The sequence below is a fragment of the Novosphingobium sp. BL-A-41-Hi4B-X5A genome, assembly GCF_055521705.1.
This window is the reverse complement of sequence record NZ_CM145500.1, coordinates 2922970-2939669: the sequence shown is the minus strand read 5'-3', so window position 1 is coordinate 2939669 and position 16700 is coordinate 2922970. Positions and strand designations below refer to the sequence as shown.

Sequence of the window (16700 nt, the reverse complement as noted above, 5' to 3'; positions counted from 1 at the left end):
GAGCTTTTCTGACGCCACCGCCCGCCGTTCCCGCTTTCAGAACGATTCGGCCTTGCGATGTTCTTGATATGTACTCAATTGACCGGGAAAGTCAATCAAAAAGTGCCAATTAGGTTATCTATCATCTTCGACATAACCAGACTCAAAGAAGCTCTGGCACTACGCCCCCGCCTCCCCTATCCGCACATCCGCAACAACGAACGGGATCCCGATGCTTCGCCGCCTCTACGATTGGACCATGGCCAAGGCCGCGCACCCCCATGCCGAATGGTGGCTCGCGCTGTTCGCGTTCATGGAGGCAAGCTTCTTCCCGATCCCGCCGCACCCCCTGCTCGGCCTGATGTGCCTGGCAGAACCGAAAAAGGCGGTGCGCTTCGCCGCGGTTGCCACGATCGCCTCGGTGCTGGGCGGCCTGCTCGGCTATGCGATCGGCTATGGCCTGTACGATACTGTCGGCACCCAGCTGCTGGCCGCGCTGCACCTCACCGAAAGCTTCCCCAAGGCGGCCTGCTACCTGCGCGAATACGGGGTCGAGATCATCATGATCAAGGGCGCCACGCCCATCCCGTTCAAGCTGCTGACGATCACCGCTGGCTTCATCGCCATGCCGCTGGTGCCGTTCATCCTCGCCAGCGTGGTCAGCCGCTCGATCAGCTTCATGATTGTCGGCGTGCTGTTCCGCCTGTTCGGTGCGCCGATCAAGCGCTTCATCGACAAGTACCTCGGCCTCGTCACCGTCGGCTTCGTCCTGCTCGTCGTCGGTGGCTTTATTGCCGCGACGATGCTCGGCGGCAGCGGCCCGTCCGATACCAAGGCCAAGTGCGAACAGGTCGCCCCCATCGCCGCGCGCTGATTGTGGAATACGCTTTTCAACCCTCTTGACGGTTCACCGCTTCTTCAGGAATTTTCGTCACAGTTGTAACTGTTTCTGCGACTTTGCATGAGGTCGGAGCATCGCGCTCCAATCGGCCGATGCTCCTTCCAGTACGAAGGAAGGAAGAGCATGGGACGTGTGACTGGCGCCAACACCCTTGGGGAGGACATCAGGCTGCAGATGGAAGGCTACGGCCTGACCACCATCCAGATCCACTACTACCTGCCGGACCACCCCAGCCTGCTGCAGATGTTCGCCTTCCAGCAATACGATCTCGCCCCACGCTTCCCGCGCCTCCACGGCTTCCTCGATCACTGGCGGCGCGAAATCGAGGCCGCACTCCACTCGGTCCGCATCGCCCACAACCACCTGATCGGCCCGCAGGAATGGCGCGCCGTCGATGGCGTGATCTCGATCAACTGACGCGTCCTTTCCCCCCTCCCGCAGGCGGGAGGGGTCGGGGGTGGGCATAGGCACTACGCCGGAATCAAAGCCCGAACCGGTAGGAATACCCCAGCCCGATCGAAAACTGCGTCCGCTGCCCCCGCTCGCGGATCAATGAACTCCCGGCCGGCTCACCGCCCAACCGGTCAACACCGGCAAAGACCGCCACCGCGCGCTTCCGGTCCAGCGGCCGGATCAGATTCGCCCCCATCCCATAGGAAACCAGCCCTCCGTCAGGCCGCGAAACCGCCAGCCCGGTGCGTGCCGCTTGGGCACCATCCACCCCGTAATAGGTCCGCATGAAATCGCCGCTGGCAAAGGTCGCCCGCGGCCCGACCGCATAGATCACCTTGCCCGAACGCCCCGAATACTGCGCCAGCACGTCGCCCACCACGCCCTCATGCCCGCCAAAGCCCTGCCGGACCTCGGCGCGCAGGCGCCACTGCTTCTTCGCCCCCAGCCGCTTCTCGACAAAGCCCCCGGCTTCTCCGGCAATGTCCACGTCGCCCATCCCGCGCAGGGCGTCGCTGCCTCCCGCGATCAGGAACGGCGATCCGCCGTCATCCTCGTTCCGCCCGAAGCGGGCCCGCACGATCGGCCCCGCCTTCCAGCCATCCTGATTGACCGCGTTCCAGCCCAACCCGTCCTGCACCGAAAGGAACAGCGTGTCCTTGTAGTTGACCCGCAGGTCCGGGAAGATCGAAAGCGCGGTGTCCTTCGACCCTTGCCACGCCATCCCGAACACCGGTGCCACGCCCACGGTCATCGTCCAACCCTGCGGCACCATCGGCGGCCCCGCCGGCCGCACTGGAGCGGTGGCCGAAGGCGCCGTCTGTGCCAGCGCCGGATGCGTCAGGGCCAGATTCGCCAAGGAAAATCCCAGGGCAGAGAGCACCATCGCTCGAATGACACGCATCCTTATTCTCCTCAGTGTAAGTAACGACCCGTGCTGTCCTATGGATTGCCTTCACGACCCGCACTTTGCGGCAATGTGTCGAAAACTTGCCCTTGTGCTGCGGGCGCAGGCCCGCAATCCTCGGGCGATGCTCACGCTCTACCACTGCAAGAACGCCCGCTCCTTCCGCGCGCTCTGGGCGCTCGAGGAAATGGGGCTGCCCTACCGGCTCCACACCCTCCCCTTCCCGCCCCGCCACCGCCACGAAGGCATGCACGACATCAACCCTCTGGGCACGATCCCGGTCCTGATCGATGGCGACGTGCGGATGACCGAAAGCGTCGCGATCCCGCACTATCTCGCCACGAAGTACGGCCCCACGGACCTCGCCGTCGCCCCGCATGAGGATGGCTATGCCGCCTACCTCAACTTCCTCGTCATGGGTGAAGCGACGCTCACCTTCCCGCAGACAATCCACTTGCGCTATCAGGTCTTCGCCAAGCCTGAAGATCGCCGCCCCGAGATCGCTCGCGATTACGCCGAATGGTTCGGCTCAAGATTGCGCAATGCCGAAGCGATGATGGGGGAGAAATTCGTCGCTGCCGGGCGGTTCACCATGGCCGATATCTCGGTCGGATACGCGATAATGCTAGCACTGTCGGTCGGTCTCGAAGAGTTCGTGCCAAGTTCGCTGCGCGACCGCTGGAGTTTCCTCTCTGCCCGCGAGAGTTGGAAACGCGCGATTGCCGCCCAGGAATCAAGCGCCTAAGCCCCCCGCATGGCCCTCATCGCGTTCAACAAGCCCTTCGGCGTACTGTGCCAGTTCTCCCCCGAACGCACCGGCCCGCCCCGGCCTACGCTTGCGGATTTCATAGACTTTCCAGGCGTTTACCCTGCCGGCCGGCTGGACCATGACAGCGAAGGCCTGCTCCTCCTGACCGACGACGGCCCCCTCCAGTCCCGCATCGCCGACCCCCGCCACAAGCTGCCGAAAACCTATCTTGTTCAGGTAGAAGGCGAGCCCGACGAGGCCGCATTGCAGGCCCTGCGCAAGGGTGTCACGCTGAAGGACGGGCCCACCCTCCCCGCCAGGGTCGAGCGCATCGACGACCCGGCGCTGTGGCCCCGCGATCCGCCGATCCGCGTGAGAAAATCCATCCCCGACAGCTGGTTGCGCCTCACCATCCGCGAAGGCCGCAACCGCCAGGTCCGACGCATGACCGCAGCCGTCGGCCACCCCACGCTGCGCCTCGTCCGCTGGCAGATCGGCGACTGGACGCTGGACGGCATCGCCCCCGGAGAATGGCGGGCGCTATAGCGCCTGCCTATTCGACAGTGACGGACTTTGCCAGATTGCGCGGCTGATCGACGTCGGTGCCCTTGGCCACGGCGACGTGGTAGGCCAGCAATTGCACCGGCACGGCATAGACCAGCGGCGCGATCAGCGGGTGCACCTTGGGCATCTCGATCGTGGCCAGGCACCCCTCACCCGCCTCGGCAATGCCTTCTGCGTCGGAGATCAGCACCACCTTGCCGCCGCGCGCACGCACTTCCTGCATGTTGCTCACGGTCTTCTCGAACAGCGGGCCAGAAGGCGCCAGCACGATCACCGGCACCGCCTCGTCGATCAGCGCGATGGGACCATGTTTCATCTCGCCGCTGGCATAGCCTTCTGCGTGGATGTAGCTGATTTCCTTGAGCTTCAACGCTCCTTCCAGCGCCAGCGGATAGTCTGGCCCGCGCCCGAGGTAGAGCACATCGCGGGCCGGCGCGATCAGGTGCGCCATGCCGGCGATCTCCTCGTCATGGGCAAGCGCCGCGTTGAGGCAGGCCGGCGTCTCGACCAGCTGCTCGACGATCTCGGCCTCTTCCTCGCGTGTCAGCCGCCCACGCTTGACCGCAAGGTGCGCCGCCAGCGCCGCGAGCACCGCCAGCTGGCAGGTGAACGCCTTGGTGGAGGCAACCCCGATTTCCGGCCCGGCATGGGTAGGCAGCAGCAGATCCGCCTCGCGCGCCATCGAACTCGTCGGCACGTTGACGACCACGGCAATGGTCTGCCCCGCCGCCTTGCAGTGCCGCAGCGCTGCGAGCGTGTCGGCGGTTTCGCCGCTCTGCGAGATGAACAGGGCAAGGCCGCCCGGCTCCAGCACCGGATCGCGATAGCGGAACTCGGACGCCACATCGATGTCCACCGGCAGGCGCGCGAACTGCTCGAACCAGTACTTGGCGACCATGCCGGCATAGAAGCTCGTCCCGCAGGCGACGATGGTCACGCGGTTGATGCTGGCAAGGTCGAAGTCAATCTGCGGCAGCGCCACGGTCTGCTCCACCCGGCGCAAGTAGGACCGCAGCGTCTGCGCCACCACCACCGGCTGCTCGAAGATCTCCTTCTGCATGAAGTGGCGGTAATTGCCCTTCTCGATTGCTGCAGCGGTTGCGCCCGAGGCGACGATGGGGCGTTCGACCAGCTTGTTGTCCGCATCGAAGATCTGCGCGCCCTCGCGGGTGATCACCACCCAGTCGCCTTCCTCGAGGTAGGTAATCCGCTGCGTCAGCGGCGCGAGCGCAAGCGCGTCGGACCCGAGATAGGTCTCGCCCTCGCCATAGCCGACTACCAGCGGCGATCCCAGCCGCGCACCGATCAGCATGTCGTCATGGGTGCGGAAAGCGATGGCGAGCGCAAAGGCGCCGCGCAAGGTCGGCAGCACGGCCTTCACCGCGTCCTGCGGCGAAAGTCCTGCCTCGACCTGTTCGGACACGAGATGCGCCACCACTTCGGTATCGGTCTCGCTCTCGAACTTGCGGCCCCGCGCTATCAGGGCGTCGCGCAGGGTCTTGAAGTTCTCGATGATACCGTTGTGAACCAGCGCCACTTCGCCCGTGGCATGTGGATGCGCGTTGCTCGTTGTCGGCGCGCCATGGGTTGCCCAGCGGGTGTGGGCAATGCCGATCAGGCCCGAGGCCGGATTGCGCGCGAGTTCCAGCACAAGATTGTTGAGCTTGCCCTCGGCCCGCCGCCGCACCAGCTGCCCGCCTTCGACCGTGCAGATCCCTGCCGAATCATAGCCGCGATATTCCATCCGCCGCAGGCCATCGACCAGCCGGTCCGCCACCTGTTCCTTGCCGACGATTCCGATAATTCCGCACATGCAGGCAACTGCTTTCGACTAGAGAGTATAGGGCACCCGGATGCCGGGCATGGTTGCCGGAAAATCCTTGGTATTTCGTGTAATCAGGATCGAACCGTTAACCTGCGCGGTAGCGAGGATATAGGCATCCATCAGCTTCATGCGGCTGCGATAGCGGATATCTGCTGCCGCCGTGGCGATCCGCGCATCGATTTCCACGCAATCGAAATGGCTCAGGGCTTCTCGGACGAGATCGCGCCGTTCCAGCGCCTCGCCAGCCATGACTTCGGTCCACACGATCCGGCTGATGCGGTGGCTGCGATAACGCGCGATCTCTTGGGTTGCATGGGGCATGCGCCTCAGCCAATCGATGACGATGTTGGTGTCGAAGAACGGTGCAGACAAGGTCAGATGTCTTCGTAGGGGCGGCGATCTTCACGCATGGCGCGCTGATACTCGACGCTGTCGCCGATATCGGTGCGATGTGCCCAGAGCCCGGCATAGCGGTCGATCCAGTCGTTGCTGGTATCGCTCTGCACGAGATAGAGCTTCACAGCCTCGCGCACCAGCGCGGCCCGCGACTTGCCCTGCTCGCTGGCGCGAGCATCCAGCGCGGCAATGTCTTCATCCGGAATGTCGGCAAGGATGCGAGTCATGACGATATCATGATATGATATCGCGCTATCGTCAAGCCCTGAGGAACGCATCCCCGCCCTCGCCAGTTGCCTGTGGAAACCCATCGCAGGAGCAATCGATGAGCATTTTCAGCAAGATCATGGACGCCATCTCGTGGAAGGGCACGCGCCCGACCCAGACTGGCCAGACGCCCAAGCCCGCGCCCACCCCAACCCCCGCCGCTCCTTCTGCATCGACGCCAGCGCCTGCACCAACCGCACCCGCACCGGCGCCCGTTTCGCAGTTCGACGTCGAAGCCAACCTCAGCGAGATGGCCCAGGACAAGGACCTCAACTGGCGCACCTCGATCGTCGACCTGATGAAGCTCCTGGGCATCGATTCCAGCCTCGCCAACCGCAAGGAACTCGCCCAGGAACTCGGCTACAAGGGCGCGCTCGACGGTTCGGCCGAAATGAACATCTGGCTCCACAAGGCCACCATGCGCAAGCTTGCGCAGAACGGCGGCAAGGTGCGGGCGGCAATGCTGGATTGATCCGGCAGGCGCGTTCAGCCCTTGGCGATCAGGCCATAGCCGGAACAAGCTCGGTCGGAATCGATGCCAATTCGACGCTTGCGTCTTGCGGAGCCACCTCAAGCACGAAGGTCACCTTCGACATTGGCTTGATCGCGTTATGCCGAACCTGGACTGACTTGGTCGTCAGGCCGTACCCGCCGAAGAATGCGCCCCAACCGCGCACTGACCGAAACGTAAGAGGCATCGGCATTTTCGCGATGGTGAACTTACCGAGGCTCTTCCACGCCCGGACGCTGCCCATGATGATGTTGGCGTAATAGTCGTTCCAGGCAACGAAAACCCACTGCCAAGGCGTGAAGAACGTGTCCTCAAAGATGATGATCCGGCTGCGACAGACGCGGATCAGTTCTGCCATGGCCCGATCCTGATTTACGATGTGATGAAGCACGAAGGCAGCCATACCGACATCGACGCTCTTGTCCGGCAACGGAATGCGGTCTCCATCGAACATCAACACTTCGACGTCGTCATCGGTATAGTCGATAATGTCGATGCCAATGATGTCGACAGAGAAATCGCGGGCGACGTGCTTCAGAAAATCGCCACGCCCGGCACCAAAGTCGAGCACCCGCTCACCCTTGTTGACGAACTGATCCATCGCCTTGAGCCGCGCCGAAATCTCCTTGCGACGGTTGTCTTCCTGCAGGCGCGCAACGACGGACCGCGGCATCAGAACGTAGACGACAACTGTCAGCACCATGATCGGAAAGTAGATAAGGCTTAACGGAAGCCCGATCAGAAATCGCAAACCCTCGCCAAAACTCGATTTGTACATGCACCCCCCGATCCCGGACCTGCTCCGGCCAACCGCAACAGCCTACACAACGGGGAGTGCATTAAATTCAATCAGATTTGTCGGAGAGAAGGGCTTTGATTTGCAAGATTTTGAGAATCAACAAGTAATAATGATCCACATCGGAGGAAATCTATTCGCAAACCAAAGTAAAATTGAAACTCCTCACCCTCTCGTCATTGGACAGCCCTCCCGGAGCCTCGATCATTTCCCTGGCATGGACAGCCGCCGCCGAAAAGCCGGTAGGGCAGGCCAGAAATGACTGATATTGCGTAACGATGACTTGGGCCGTGAAGGCAGGATCACCCCCGCTTCTCCGCCTTCTTCTTCTTCATCGCATCATGAAAGCGGTCAGCCCAGCCCGGCTTCACCAGCTGCTCTGCCCTCACCATCCGCAACTCGCCGTCGGCCACGTCGCGCGATACCGCGCTTCCTGCTGCCACGATAGCGTCCGCGCCGATCTTCACCGGCGCGATCAGCGCGCTGTTCGAGCCGATGAACGCGCGCTCGCCAATGGTGGTCTTGTACTTGAAGTAACCGTCATAGTTGCAGGTGATCGTGCCTGCACCGATGTTCGCTTCCGCGCCCACTTCGGCATCGCCGAGATAGGTCAGGTGGCTGGCCTTGGCACCACGGTGCATCACCGTGTTCTTGACCTCGACGAAGTTGCCCACCTTGACGTCCTCCTCCAGCTTCGCGCCGGGGCGCAGGCGGGCGTAGGGGCCGATGTGGACGCCGGGGGCGAGCGTTGCGCCCTCCAGATGGCAGAAGGCGTGGATCGTCACGCCATCGGCGACGGTCACACCGGGGCCAAAGAAGACGTTGGGCTCCACCGTCACATCGCGGCCCAGCACCGTGTCCCAAGAAAACCAGACCGTCTCCGGCGCGATCAGCGTCGCGCCATCGGCCATGGCCTGAGCGCGGCGGCGGCGCTGCCAGCGGCCTTCGGCTTCGGCCAGTTCGGCACGGCTGTTGATCCCGGCCACTTCGTCGGCATCGTCGGTCACGACAACGGCGCAGGTCCGGCCATCGGCAATCGCGATGTTGACCACGTCGGGCAGGTAGTATTCGCCCTGCGCGTTGTCGTTGCCGACGCGGGCGAGAAGTCCGAACAGGTCTGCGCTGCGCACTGCCATCAGCCCTGAATTGCACACGCGGCAGGCGCGCTCGGCCTCGCTCGCGTCCTTGTGCTCGACCATCTTCACGATGCGACCGGCCTCGGCGATCACGCGCCCGTACTGCAGCGCATCGGCCGGTTCGAAGCCCAGCACTACCGCTGCCGGAGCGTCATCCTCATGCAGCCGCGCGATCATCGTCTGCATGGTCTGCGCGCGCACGAAGGGCACGTCGCCATAAAGGATCAGCACGTCGCCCTCGAACCCGGCAAGCGCACCTTCGGCCTGCTGCACGGCATGGGCCGTACCCAGTTGCGGGTCCTGCACGGCAATCGTCGCCGAGCCGCCGAGCGCCTTTTCCAGCTGGTCGCGCCCGTGGCCTGCCACGACCACCTGCCGCTCAGGCGAGAGTTCAGCCGCGCTCGCCATCAGGTGCTTTACCATCGGCCTGCCCGCGATTGGGTGGAGGACCTTGTGCAGGTCGCTCTTCATGCGGGTGCCTTTTCCGGCGGCGAGGACGATGGTGGCCAAGGGCGAGGTTTGTGGCGTCTGGTCAGTCATGCGCGCACCCTTGCCAGACAAACCTTGCGCTTTCCAGAACAGGACGCCACTTGGCCCCACCATGGCGGAATTTCCTTATGCAATCGTCGGATTCGATCTCGACGGCACCCTGCTCGACACCAGCCGCGACCTTGGCGTCGCGCTCAACCACGCGCTCGGCCTTGCCGGTCGGCCACCCGTCCCGCTGGACCAGACCAAGCGCCACATCGGCGGCGGGGCTGCGCAGATGCTGCGCTCGGCGCTGACGGAATCGGGCGGGGTAGATGAAGACGCCTTCCCCGGCCTGCAGGCCAGCCTGATCGAATTCTACGGCCGGAACATAGCCCACCACACCGCGCTGTTTCCCGGCGGTGCGGAGATGCTGGACGCCCTCGACGCGCGCGGCGTGAAGATCGCCATCGCCACCAACAAGGCAGAAGGCCTTGCGGTCAGGCTGTTCGAGGAGCTCGGCCTGCTCCACCGCTTCGCCTGCGTGATCGGCGGTGACACGCTGGGCCGCCACCGCGCCAAGCCACGCCCCGACATGCTGCACGAGATGGTCGAGCGCTGCGGCGGTGGGCCCGCTGCGTTCGTTGGCGATACCACGTTTGACGTCGGCGCCGCCAAGGCCGCACAGATGCCGGTCGTCGCCGTCCGCTTCGGCTTCAACGATCTTCCCGCTGACGATCTGGGCGCAGACGCGGTCATCGACCACTACGACGAACTGGTGCCCACGCTCGAACGTCTCGCCAGCGTGGCACAGAGCGCCTAGGCTCCCGCCCATGACCGCCCCCCTTGCCCTTACCATTGGCGATCCCGCAGGCGTCGGCCCGGAACTCGCCGCCGCCGCATGGGCCTTGCGCGATGCGGAAGGCCTTCCGCCGTTTTTCGTGGTCGGCTCGGCCCGCGTCGTCGAGGAGGCAGCGCGCAGGCGGGGCATCACTGTGCCGGTCTGCGCGATCAAGACGCCCGACGAGGTGGCGGAGTGTTTCGACGGCGCGCTGCCGGTGCTCGATCTCGCCGAACTACCCTACACCCCGGGCGAGCCCGATGATGCAGGCGCAAGCCTTGCCCTCGATGCCCTTGCCACCGCCACCGGCCTCGTCCGTTCCGGCGCGGCCTCGGCGCTGGTCACCGGCCCGATTGCCAAGAGCCGCCTCGCCCGCATCGGTTTCGACCATCCGGGGCAGACCGAATTCGTCGCGCAGGCCTGCGGCATTTCGCCCGAGAATGCGGTGATGATGCTCGCGGGGCCGAGCCTCAAGGTCGTGCCGATCACGGTCCATGTGTCGCTGCGCGCAGTGCCGGATATGCTTACCACCGAACTGATCCGATCGCGCGCGGCGATCGCTGCATCCGGGCTTTCGCGCGACTACGGCATTGCCAGCCCGCGCCTGGCCGTGGCCGGGCTGAATCCCCACGCGGGCGAGGACGGGCGCATGGGCAGCGAAGACCACGACATCGTCGCTCCGGCCGTGGCGGCCTTGCGCGCCGCCGGGATCGACGCTTTCGGCCCGCTACCGCCCGACACGATGTTCCACGCCGAGGCGCGCGAGGGGTATGACGTGGCCATCTGCATGTATCACGATCAGGCGCTGATCCCGATGAAGGCGCTGGATTTCGACGCCGGAGTGAATGTCACCCTGGGCCTGCCGATCATCCGCACCTCTCCCGATCACGGCACCGCGTTCGGCATCGCCGGGACCGGCAAGGCGCGCGTCGGCCCGACCATCGCAGCGCTGCGCATGGCGGGCGAATGTGCGGCGCGGAGGGCTTTGGCATGACCGACCTCCCCCCATTACGCGATGTCATCAACCGCCACGGCCTGTTCGCCACCAAGGCGCTGGGCCAGAACTTCCTGTTCGACGAACAATTGCTCGATCGCATTGCCCGCGTCCCCGGCAAGCTGAAGGGCGAGAATGTCCTTGAGGTCGGCCCTGGCCCCGGCGGGCTGACCCGCGCCCTGCTGCGCGCCGGCGCAAACGTTACCGCGATCGAGATGGACAAGCGCTGCCTGCCCGCGCTTGCCGAACTGTCCGATGCCTTCCCCGGCCAGCTCACCGTGATCGGTGGCGACGCCACCAAGATTGACCCGGCAACGCTGTTCGACGGGCCGTGGCACGTCGCCGCTAACCTGCCCTACAATGTCGGCACGCAACTGTTCACCGGCTGGCTTTCCGGGCAGGACTGGCCGCCGCAGTGGAAATCATTGACGCTGATGTTCCAGCTGGAAGTGGCCGAACGCATCGTCGCCGCGCCCGGCACGGATGCCTATGGCCGCCTCGCCGTGCTGGCGCAGTGGCGCTCTGCCCCGCGCATTGCGATGAAGGTCCACCGCAGCGCCTTCACTCCGCCGCCCAAGGTCATGTCGGCAATTGTCCATGTCGAACCCGGCGCTATGCCCGAAGGCGTATCGGCCCGAATGTTGGAGCGCGTGACCGAAGCTGCCTTCGGCCAGCGCCGCAAGATGCTGCGCCAGTCCTTGAAGGGCCTGCCCGGCGCGCTCGACGCCTTGGAAACACTCGGCATCGACGCCCAGCGCCGCGCCGAGACCCTCAGCGTCGAGGAGTTCGTCTCCATCGCACGGGTGCTGACGAAGTAAGGGCGGACCCGCAAGGCCCGCCCCAAAAACCTCAAGCCGGTTCGGCCACCTTTGCCAGCGCCGCCTTCTTCTTCAGGCGCCAGGCGTGCAGCAGCGGCTCGGTATAGCCGTTGGGCTGCTCCACCCCGTTGAACACCAGATCGCAGGCCGCGCGGAAGGCAAAGCTTTCTTCCCAGCGACCGGCCATCGGCTCGTAGAGCGGGTCGCCCGCGTTCTGCGCATCGACCTTGGCGGCCATGCGCTTGAGGCTGTCCATGACCTGTTCGTTGGTGGCCACGCCGTGCAGCAGCCAATTGGCCATGTGCTGGCTGGAAATGCGCAAGGTCGCACGGTCTTCCATCAGGCCGACGTCGTTGATGTCCGGCACCTTCGAGCACCCCACGCCCTGATCGATCCAGCGCACGACATAGCCCAGAAGCCCTTGCGCGTTGTTGTCCAGTTCCTCGCGCACTTCCTCTTCCGACCAGTTGGCACCATCGGCCAACGGGATGGCCAGAAGCGCGTCGAGACCCGGTGTCGCTTCCCGCGCCACGTCGCGCTGCACTCCGAACACGTCGACCTGATGGTAGTGCATGGCATGCAGCGTTGCGGCCGTCGGCGAAGGCACCCATGCCGTGTTCGCCCCGGTGCGGGGATGGGCGATCTTCTGTTGCATCATGTCGTGCATCATGTCGGGCGCGGCCCACATGCCCTTGCCGATCTGCGCCTTGCCGGACAAACCGTGCGCCAGGCCGATGCAGACGTTGCGCTTCTCATAGGCTGCGATCCAGCCGGAGCCCTTGATCGCCCCTTTCCGGATCATCGCACCCGCCTGCATCGAGGTGTGGATCTCGTCTCCGGTACGGTCGAGGAAGCCGGTGTTGATGAACACGATCCGGTCGCGGACCTTCTCGATGCAGGCCGCGAGGTTGGCCGAAGTGCGGCGCTCCTCGTCCATGACGCCGACCTTGACGGTATGGCGCTCAAGACCCAGCAGGTCCTCGACGGCATTGAACAGGTCGTTGGTGAAGGCGACCTCTTCCGGCCCGTGCATCTTGGGCTTGACGATATAGATGCTGCCGGCGCGGCTGTTGCGATGGCGGCCCAGCCCCTTGATGTCATGGCACGCGATGGCCGAGGTGATCACCGCGTCCATGATACCTTCGGGAATCTCCGACCCGTCCTCCAGCAGGATTGCCGGATTGGTCATGAGATGGCCGACATTGCGCACGAACAGCAGGCTGCGCCCGGGCAACGTGATCGCCTCGCCCGTGGCAGACGTCCATTCACGATCCGCTTCCAGCGCGCGGGTCATGGTCTTGCCGCCCTTGCTGAAGCTCGCTTCCAGATCGCCGCGCATCAGGCCGAGCCAGTTGCGGTAAGCGAGCAGCTTGTCCTCGGCATCGACCGCCGCGACCGAATCCTCAAGGTCGACAATGGCGGTCAGCGCCGCTTCCATCACGATGTCGGCAATGCCCGCCTTGTCGTCCTTGCCGACCGGGTGCGACCGGTCGAGCACGATCTCGACATGCAGGCCGTTGTTGCACAGCAGAATGCCGCCGGGTTTCGTGCCGGCAAACTGCGTCCCATCGCACAGCGGCAGATCGCTTTCACCATCCCATTCGGTCCAGCTCATGCCGTCCAGCGGGAACGTCAGGTCAAGGAAGGCCCTGCCTGCGCTGACAACCGCAGCGCCGCGCTCCTGGTCATAGCCGCCGGGCCGGGCCGGGGCCGCATCGAGCGCATCGGTGCCGTACCAGGCGTCATAGAGGCTGCCCCACCGCGCATTCGCCGCATTGAGCACGAAACGGTCGTTCAGTACCGGCACGACCAGCTGTGGTCCTGCCATGCAGGCAATCTCGCGATCGACATTCTGTGTGCCGATGATGAAGTCATCCGGCTCTGCCACAAGGTAGCCGATCTCGGTCAGGAACGCGCGATACTCGGCCGCATCGATCGGCTTGCCCTTGCGCTCGCGGTGCCAGGAATCAATCAGCGCCTGCAGCGCGTCACGCTTGTCGAGAAGCATGCGGTTTACCGGGGCGAAATGACCGACCAGCTCGGCAAAACCCTGCCAGAACGCGCTTGCATCAAGCCCGAGCGGCGCAATCACGCTCTCGTCGATGAAGGTGGCAAGGCTGGCGTCGACCTTGAGGCCGCTGCGTTCGATTCGTTCGTTCATTTCACCCATGTCCATACGCTCACATAAGCGGCGCCTCGCAAATCTTGCGAAAAGCCGAATCCGATGAACCTGGGGAGGAACGGTCAAAGCCTATGCATGATCCGGCAGGGCATTGCAATCGTGCGAAAGTCTGGCGTCAGCCATAGACCTCGGCGTAGAGCCGCTCGATCTCCGCCGCTTCCGGCACGCGGGGATTGTTGCCCGGCGATCCCGAGGCCAGCGCCTGCCGCGCCATTTCCGGCACCACCTCGAACCATCGCGCCTCGCTGATCCCGTGAGAGCGCGGGGATGGCACGGACAGGTCGGCATTGAGCGCCGCCAGTTCCTCCAGCAGTCGCGCCACCGCCGCCTGGTCGCCCTCGTCCGCACTGGCAACGCCCATCGCCCGCGCGCAATCGGCATAGCGCGCAAGTGCGGCTGGCGCGGAGAAGGCCGTAACCGCAGGCAGCAACATGGCGTTGGAAAGGCCATGCGGCACATGGAAGAACGCGCCCACGGGTCGGCTCATGCCATGGACCAGCGCAACGCTGGCATTGGAGAACGCGATCCCGGCATGATGCGCGCCGACCATCATCGCCTCGCGCGCCGCGCGGTTGCCCGGCTCGGCGCAGGCGGTGCGAAGATTGGGAGCAATCAGCTTCATCGCCGAAAGCGCCATGGCATCGCTGAAGGCATTGGCCTTCTTCGAAACGTAGGCTTCGATCGCATGGGTGAGTGAATCGATCCCGGTATCCGCCGTCAGCCGGGCGGGCTTGCCCATCGTCAGTTCGAAATCGACGATCGCCACGGTCGGCAGGAAAGCAAGGCCCGCACAGAGCATCTTCTCGCTGCTGGCCTCGTCGGTCACGATGGTGAACTTCGTCGCTTCCGACCCCGTCCCCGCCGTTGTCGGCACGGCGATGATCGGCAGGCCGGGCACGTCGGTCGTTGCCGGAGCCTTCATCGACTGGACCGGTCGGGGCGCAACCGCCAGCGCGGCAATGGCCTTGGCCGTATCGATCGGGCTGCCACCGCCAAAACCAACAACGCAGTCGCAATCGGCGGCACGCAAGGCTTCCAGGGCGGTTTCAACCACAGCCACGGTCGGATCGGGCACTGTCTCGGCGAACACGACCGCATCGATTCCGGCGTCGTCGAGCACGGCAAGCAATGTCGCCACCATCCCGCTGCTAACGAGGAATGCGTCGGTGACGATGAACGGTCGGGACACTCCGCATTGGGCAAGCGCCTCGGGCAACTGCGCCAGTGCGCCTCCGCCTACCCTGATGATCCGTGGAAGATTGATCGCCGCCATACCTGCCCTCTTGCCTTGATCAGCTTATGGGACTGCAAAACAGCCCCCACGGCAAGCTGGCAAAAGCGTCCGGTCGAAATCAGGTTCGTGGTCCCATGGCGCATGGCTACACCTTGACGGGAACCACGGCTCCGTCGGGATAGGGCATGATCAGCGTCCCGTCAGGGGCGGCGGTGAATGTCGTCTGCGTGGGATAGGGAATGCTGATTCCCTCGGCAGCAAAGCGCTGCATGATTGCCACCAGCAAACGATCGCGCAACGGATGCGCCACGTTCCAGTCGGCACCGGGCACGTCGAGGATCAGGGTAAAGTCAAGCGAGCTGGCACCGAATGCCTCGAACCCCGAACGCGCCACTTTAGCGCCTTCGGCCTGACCCAGTTCCTTCAGCATTGCCGGAACCAGCGCCAAGGTTTCAGGCGGGGTTTCATAGGCGACGCCAATCGCGAACGTCAGGCGGATGTGATCGCGAACCGTAAGATTGCTGATCTCCTTGTCGAGCAGGTTCTTGTTGGAAACGATCAGCAGTTCCCCGCTTACCAGCCTGACACGGGTGGTGCGCATGCCGATGACCTCGACCGTGCCGGTATTTCCGCCCCAGCTGATCACTTCCCCCACCTTGAAAGGCCGGTCGAAGAGGATGGAAATGCCCGCAAACAGGTCGGAGAATATACCCTGAGCGGCAAGACCGATGGCGATGCCACCGATGCCGAGGCCTGCGACCAGTCCGGCGACATTCACGCCCAGGTTGCCGAGTATGAGAACAATGGCGATGGCGAAAACGAGGAACGTCACCAGCGCCCTCAGGATGTTGAGCGCCGAGCTCAGCGCACCGTTGGCGTGCTGGGCCTCCCCTGCGCGATGCTCGATCAGGCCGATCGTCAGTTCCCGCACCCACAGTGCCGCCTGGAAGGTGAGGCCGATGGTGAAGAGGAACGCAATGGTCCTGTCGAGCCAGGCCGGTGTCTGCGCGTAACTGGCGACCGCCTCGGCGGCTACCAACACGATGAACCAGAAGCGCGTGCGGCCGGCCATGCGGCCGATGATGGTCTTCCACCCGACCAGGGCCTCGCCTTCAGGGCAGAACCGGCGCCCCAGATTGCGGATGGCGACAAGCACCACAACCACGACGACGGCAATGCCGATGGCGATTGAGATACGCAGCCAGTTGTCGGTAATCCAGCCGGTGGTGTCGGCAATCAGGACATCGGGGCTGGCAGGCAGGGCAAGTTTTGGAACGGGAGGCGAAGACGTCATGCCTCAATCAAAGGCTGGCCTTCCGATCCGTTCCCGAAGGTGGGCGTGCGAAGGGTCAGCGCCCCTGCATGTCCCGCGCTTCGGCCGGGATATGCACCACAAGGCCATCAAGCGCTTCGGTAAGTTCGATCTGGCAGGACAGGCGGCTCGTGCGCGTCACGCCGGCGGCCAGATCCAGCATGTCCTCCTCATCGTCGACGGCTGGCGGCAGTTTCGCGAACCAGTCGGCATCGATCACCACATGGCAGGTCGAACAGGCCATCTGGCCCTCGCAGGTTCCTTCGAGCGGCATGCCCTTCGCTTGCCCCAGTTCCAGCAGTCGCGTCCCCGCTTCGCCCTCTGCGGCGATCTTTTCACCCTTGGCGGTGACGAAGGTGACGCTGACCATG

General features: G+C 64.3%; 18 protein-coding genes. 8 read left to right on the top strand and 10 right to left on the bottom strand.

All coding sequences use genetic code 11. From position 1 onward, the window contains the following. The first annotated feature begins 211 nt into the window (after nucleotides 1-211). Together ACZ1JY_RS14275 and ACZ1JY_RS14270 are read left to right on the top strand one after the other, a co-directional pair. Nucleotides 212-853 carry a YqaA family protein gene (locus ACZ1JY_RS14275; RefSeq protein WP_168902872.1) on the top strand — a complete coding sequence of 214 codons (642 nt, stop codon included), beginning with the start codon at nucleotides 212-214 and terminating at the stop codon, nucleotides 851-853. A gap of 150 nt (nucleotides 854-1003) precedes the next feature. Then, nucleotides 1004-1297 carry an usg protein gene (locus tag ACZ1JY_RS14270; RefSeq protein WP_168902873.1) on the top strand — a complete coding sequence of 98 codons (294 nt, stop codon included), beginning with the start codon at nucleotides 1004-1006 and terminating at the stop codon, nucleotides 1295-1297. A 64-nt stretch (nucleotides 1298-1361) separates the two neighbouring features. Here ACZ1JY_RS14270 and ACZ1JY_RS14265 read toward each other — a convergent pair whose 3' ends face one another. Further along, entirely contained in the window at nucleotides 1362-2234 is an 873-nt protein-coding gene (locus ACZ1JY_RS14265; RefSeq protein ID WP_465129727.1) for a MipA/OmpV family protein, read from the bottom strand. Nucleotides 2235-2307: 73 nt separating this feature from the next. Here ACZ1JY_RS14265 and ACZ1JY_RS14260 point away from each other — a divergent pair, with 73 nt between their 5' ends. Together ACZ1JY_RS14260 and ACZ1JY_RS14255 are read left to right on the top strand one after the other, a co-directional pair. Then, on the top strand, nucleotides 2308-2982 hold the full coding sequence (locus tag ACZ1JY_RS14260) for a glutathione S-transferase (RefSeq protein WP_465129726.1): 675 nt from the start codon (nucleotides 2308-2310) through the stop codon (nucleotides 2980-2982). Nucleotides 2983-2991: 9 nt separating this feature from the next. Continuing rightward, nucleotides 2992-3531, top strand: coding sequence for an rRNA large subunit pseudouridine synthase E (locus ACZ1JY_RS14255; RefSeq protein WP_465129725.1), 540 nt, complete (start codon nucleotides 2992-2994; stop codon nucleotides 3529-3531). Nucleotides 3532-3538: 7 nt separating this feature from the next. On the opposite strand, the gene glmS is transcribed toward ACZ1JY_RS14255, so the two are convergent. The 3 genes from glmS to ACZ1JY_RS14240 are packed head-to-tail and all read right to left on the bottom strand — an operon-like array spanning nucleotide 3539 to nucleotide 5997. Further along, complete coding sequence (glmS, locus tag ACZ1JY_RS14250; protein WP_465129724.1) at nucleotides 3539-5362, bottom strand: glutamine--fructose-6-phosphate transaminase (isomerizing); 1824 nt, start codon at nucleotides 5360-5362, stop codon at nucleotides 3539-3541. An 18-nt stretch (nucleotides 5363-5380) separates the two neighbouring features. Next, nucleotides 5381-5746, bottom strand: a complete 366-nt coding sequence (locus ACZ1JY_RS14245) for a PIN domain-containing protein (protein ID WP_465129723.1) — start codon at nucleotides 5744-5746, stop codon at nucleotides 5381-5383. 2 nt (nucleotides 5747-5748) lie between these two features. Next, nucleotides 5749-5997, bottom strand: coding sequence for a ribbon-helix-helix domain-containing protein (locus ACZ1JY_RS14240; protein ID WP_062341970.1), 249 nt, complete (start codon nucleotides 5995-5997; stop codon nucleotides 5749-5751). A gap of 98 nt (nucleotides 5998-6095) precedes the next feature. Here ACZ1JY_RS14240 and ACZ1JY_RS14235 point away from each other — a divergent pair, with 98 nt between their 5' ends. Further along, entirely contained in the window at nucleotides 6096-6509 is a 414-nt protein-coding gene (locus ACZ1JY_RS14235; RefSeq protein ID WP_465129722.1) for a DUF3597 domain-containing protein, read from the top strand. 28 nt (nucleotides 6510-6537) lie between these two features. Here the strand turns inward: ACZ1JY_RS14235 and ACZ1JY_RS14230 are convergent, their stop codons facing one another. Then, on the bottom strand, nucleotides 6538-7221 hold the full coding sequence (locus tag ACZ1JY_RS14230) for a class I SAM-dependent methyltransferase (RefSeq protein WP_465129721.1): 684 nt from the start codon (nucleotides 7219-7221) through the stop codon (nucleotides 6538-6540). A 425-nt stretch (nucleotides 7222-7646) separates the two neighbouring features. Then, nucleotides 7647-8951, bottom strand: a complete 1305-nt coding sequence (gene glmU / locus ACZ1JY_RS14225; protein WP_465130926.1) for a bifunctional UDP-N-acetylglucosamine diphosphorylase/glucosamine-1-phosphate N-acetyltransferase GlmU — start codon at nucleotides 8949-8951, stop codon at nucleotides 7647-7649. 130 nt (nucleotides 8952-9081) lie between these two features. Between glmU and ACZ1JY_RS14220 the strand changes: the two genes are divergently transcribed. The 3 genes from ACZ1JY_RS14220 to rsmA are packed head-to-tail and all read left to right on the top strand — an operon-like array spanning nucleotide 9082 to nucleotide 11601. Further along, nucleotides 9082-9771, top strand: a complete 690-nt coding sequence (locus ACZ1JY_RS14220) for an HAD-IA family hydrolase (RefSeq protein WP_465129720.1) — start codon at nucleotides 9082-9084, stop codon at nucleotides 9769-9771. A 10-nt stretch (nucleotides 9772-9781) separates the two neighbouring features. Then, complete coding sequence (gene pdxA, locus ACZ1JY_RS14215; protein WP_465129719.1) at nucleotides 9782-10783, top strand: 4-hydroxythreonine-4-phosphate dehydrogenase PdxA; 1002 nt, start codon at nucleotides 9782-9784, stop codon at nucleotides 10781-10783. Next, nucleotides 10780-11601, top strand: a complete 822-nt coding sequence (rsmA, locus tag ACZ1JY_RS14210; protein WP_465129718.1) for a 16S rRNA (adenine(1518)-N(6)/adenine(1519)-N(6))-dimethyltransferase RsmA — start codon at nucleotides 10780-10782, stop codon at nucleotides 11599-11601. The genes pdxA and rsmA overlap by 4 nt, the downstream gene beginning before the upstream one ends. A 31-nt stretch (nucleotides 11602-11632) precedes the next feature. Here rsmA and ACZ1JY_RS14205 read toward each other — a convergent pair whose 3' ends face one another. The 4 genes from ACZ1JY_RS14205 to ACZ1JY_RS14190 form a co-directional block, all read right to left on the bottom strand. Beyond that, nucleotides 11633-13762 carry a malate synthase G gene (locus ACZ1JY_RS14205; protein WP_465129717.1) on the bottom strand — a complete coding sequence of 710 codons (2130 nt, stop codon included), beginning with the start codon at nucleotides 13760-13762 and terminating at the stop codon, nucleotides 11633-11635. 136 nt (nucleotides 13763-13898) lie between these two features. Next, nucleotides 13899-15056: an iron-containing alcohol dehydrogenase gene (locus ACZ1JY_RS14200; RefSeq protein ID WP_465129716.1), complete on the bottom strand. Its 1158-nt coding sequence runs from the start codon at nucleotides 15054-15056 to the stop codon at nucleotides 13899-13901. A 106-nt stretch (nucleotides 15057-15162) separates the two neighbouring features. Continuing rightward, the gene (locus tag ACZ1JY_RS14195) at nucleotides 15163-16311 is read right to left on the bottom strand and encodes a mechanosensitive ion channel family protein (RefSeq protein ID WP_465129715.1); all 1149 of its coding nucleotides are present in this window, start codon (nucleotides 16309-16311) and stop codon (nucleotides 15163-15165) included. A 55-nt stretch (nucleotides 16312-16366) separates the two neighbouring features. After that, entirely contained in the window at nucleotides 16367-16699 is a 333-nt protein-coding gene (locus ACZ1JY_RS14190) for a 2Fe-2S iron-sulfur cluster-binding protein (RefSeq protein WP_118072329.1), read from the bottom strand. Nucleotide 16700: the final 1 nt, after the last annotated feature.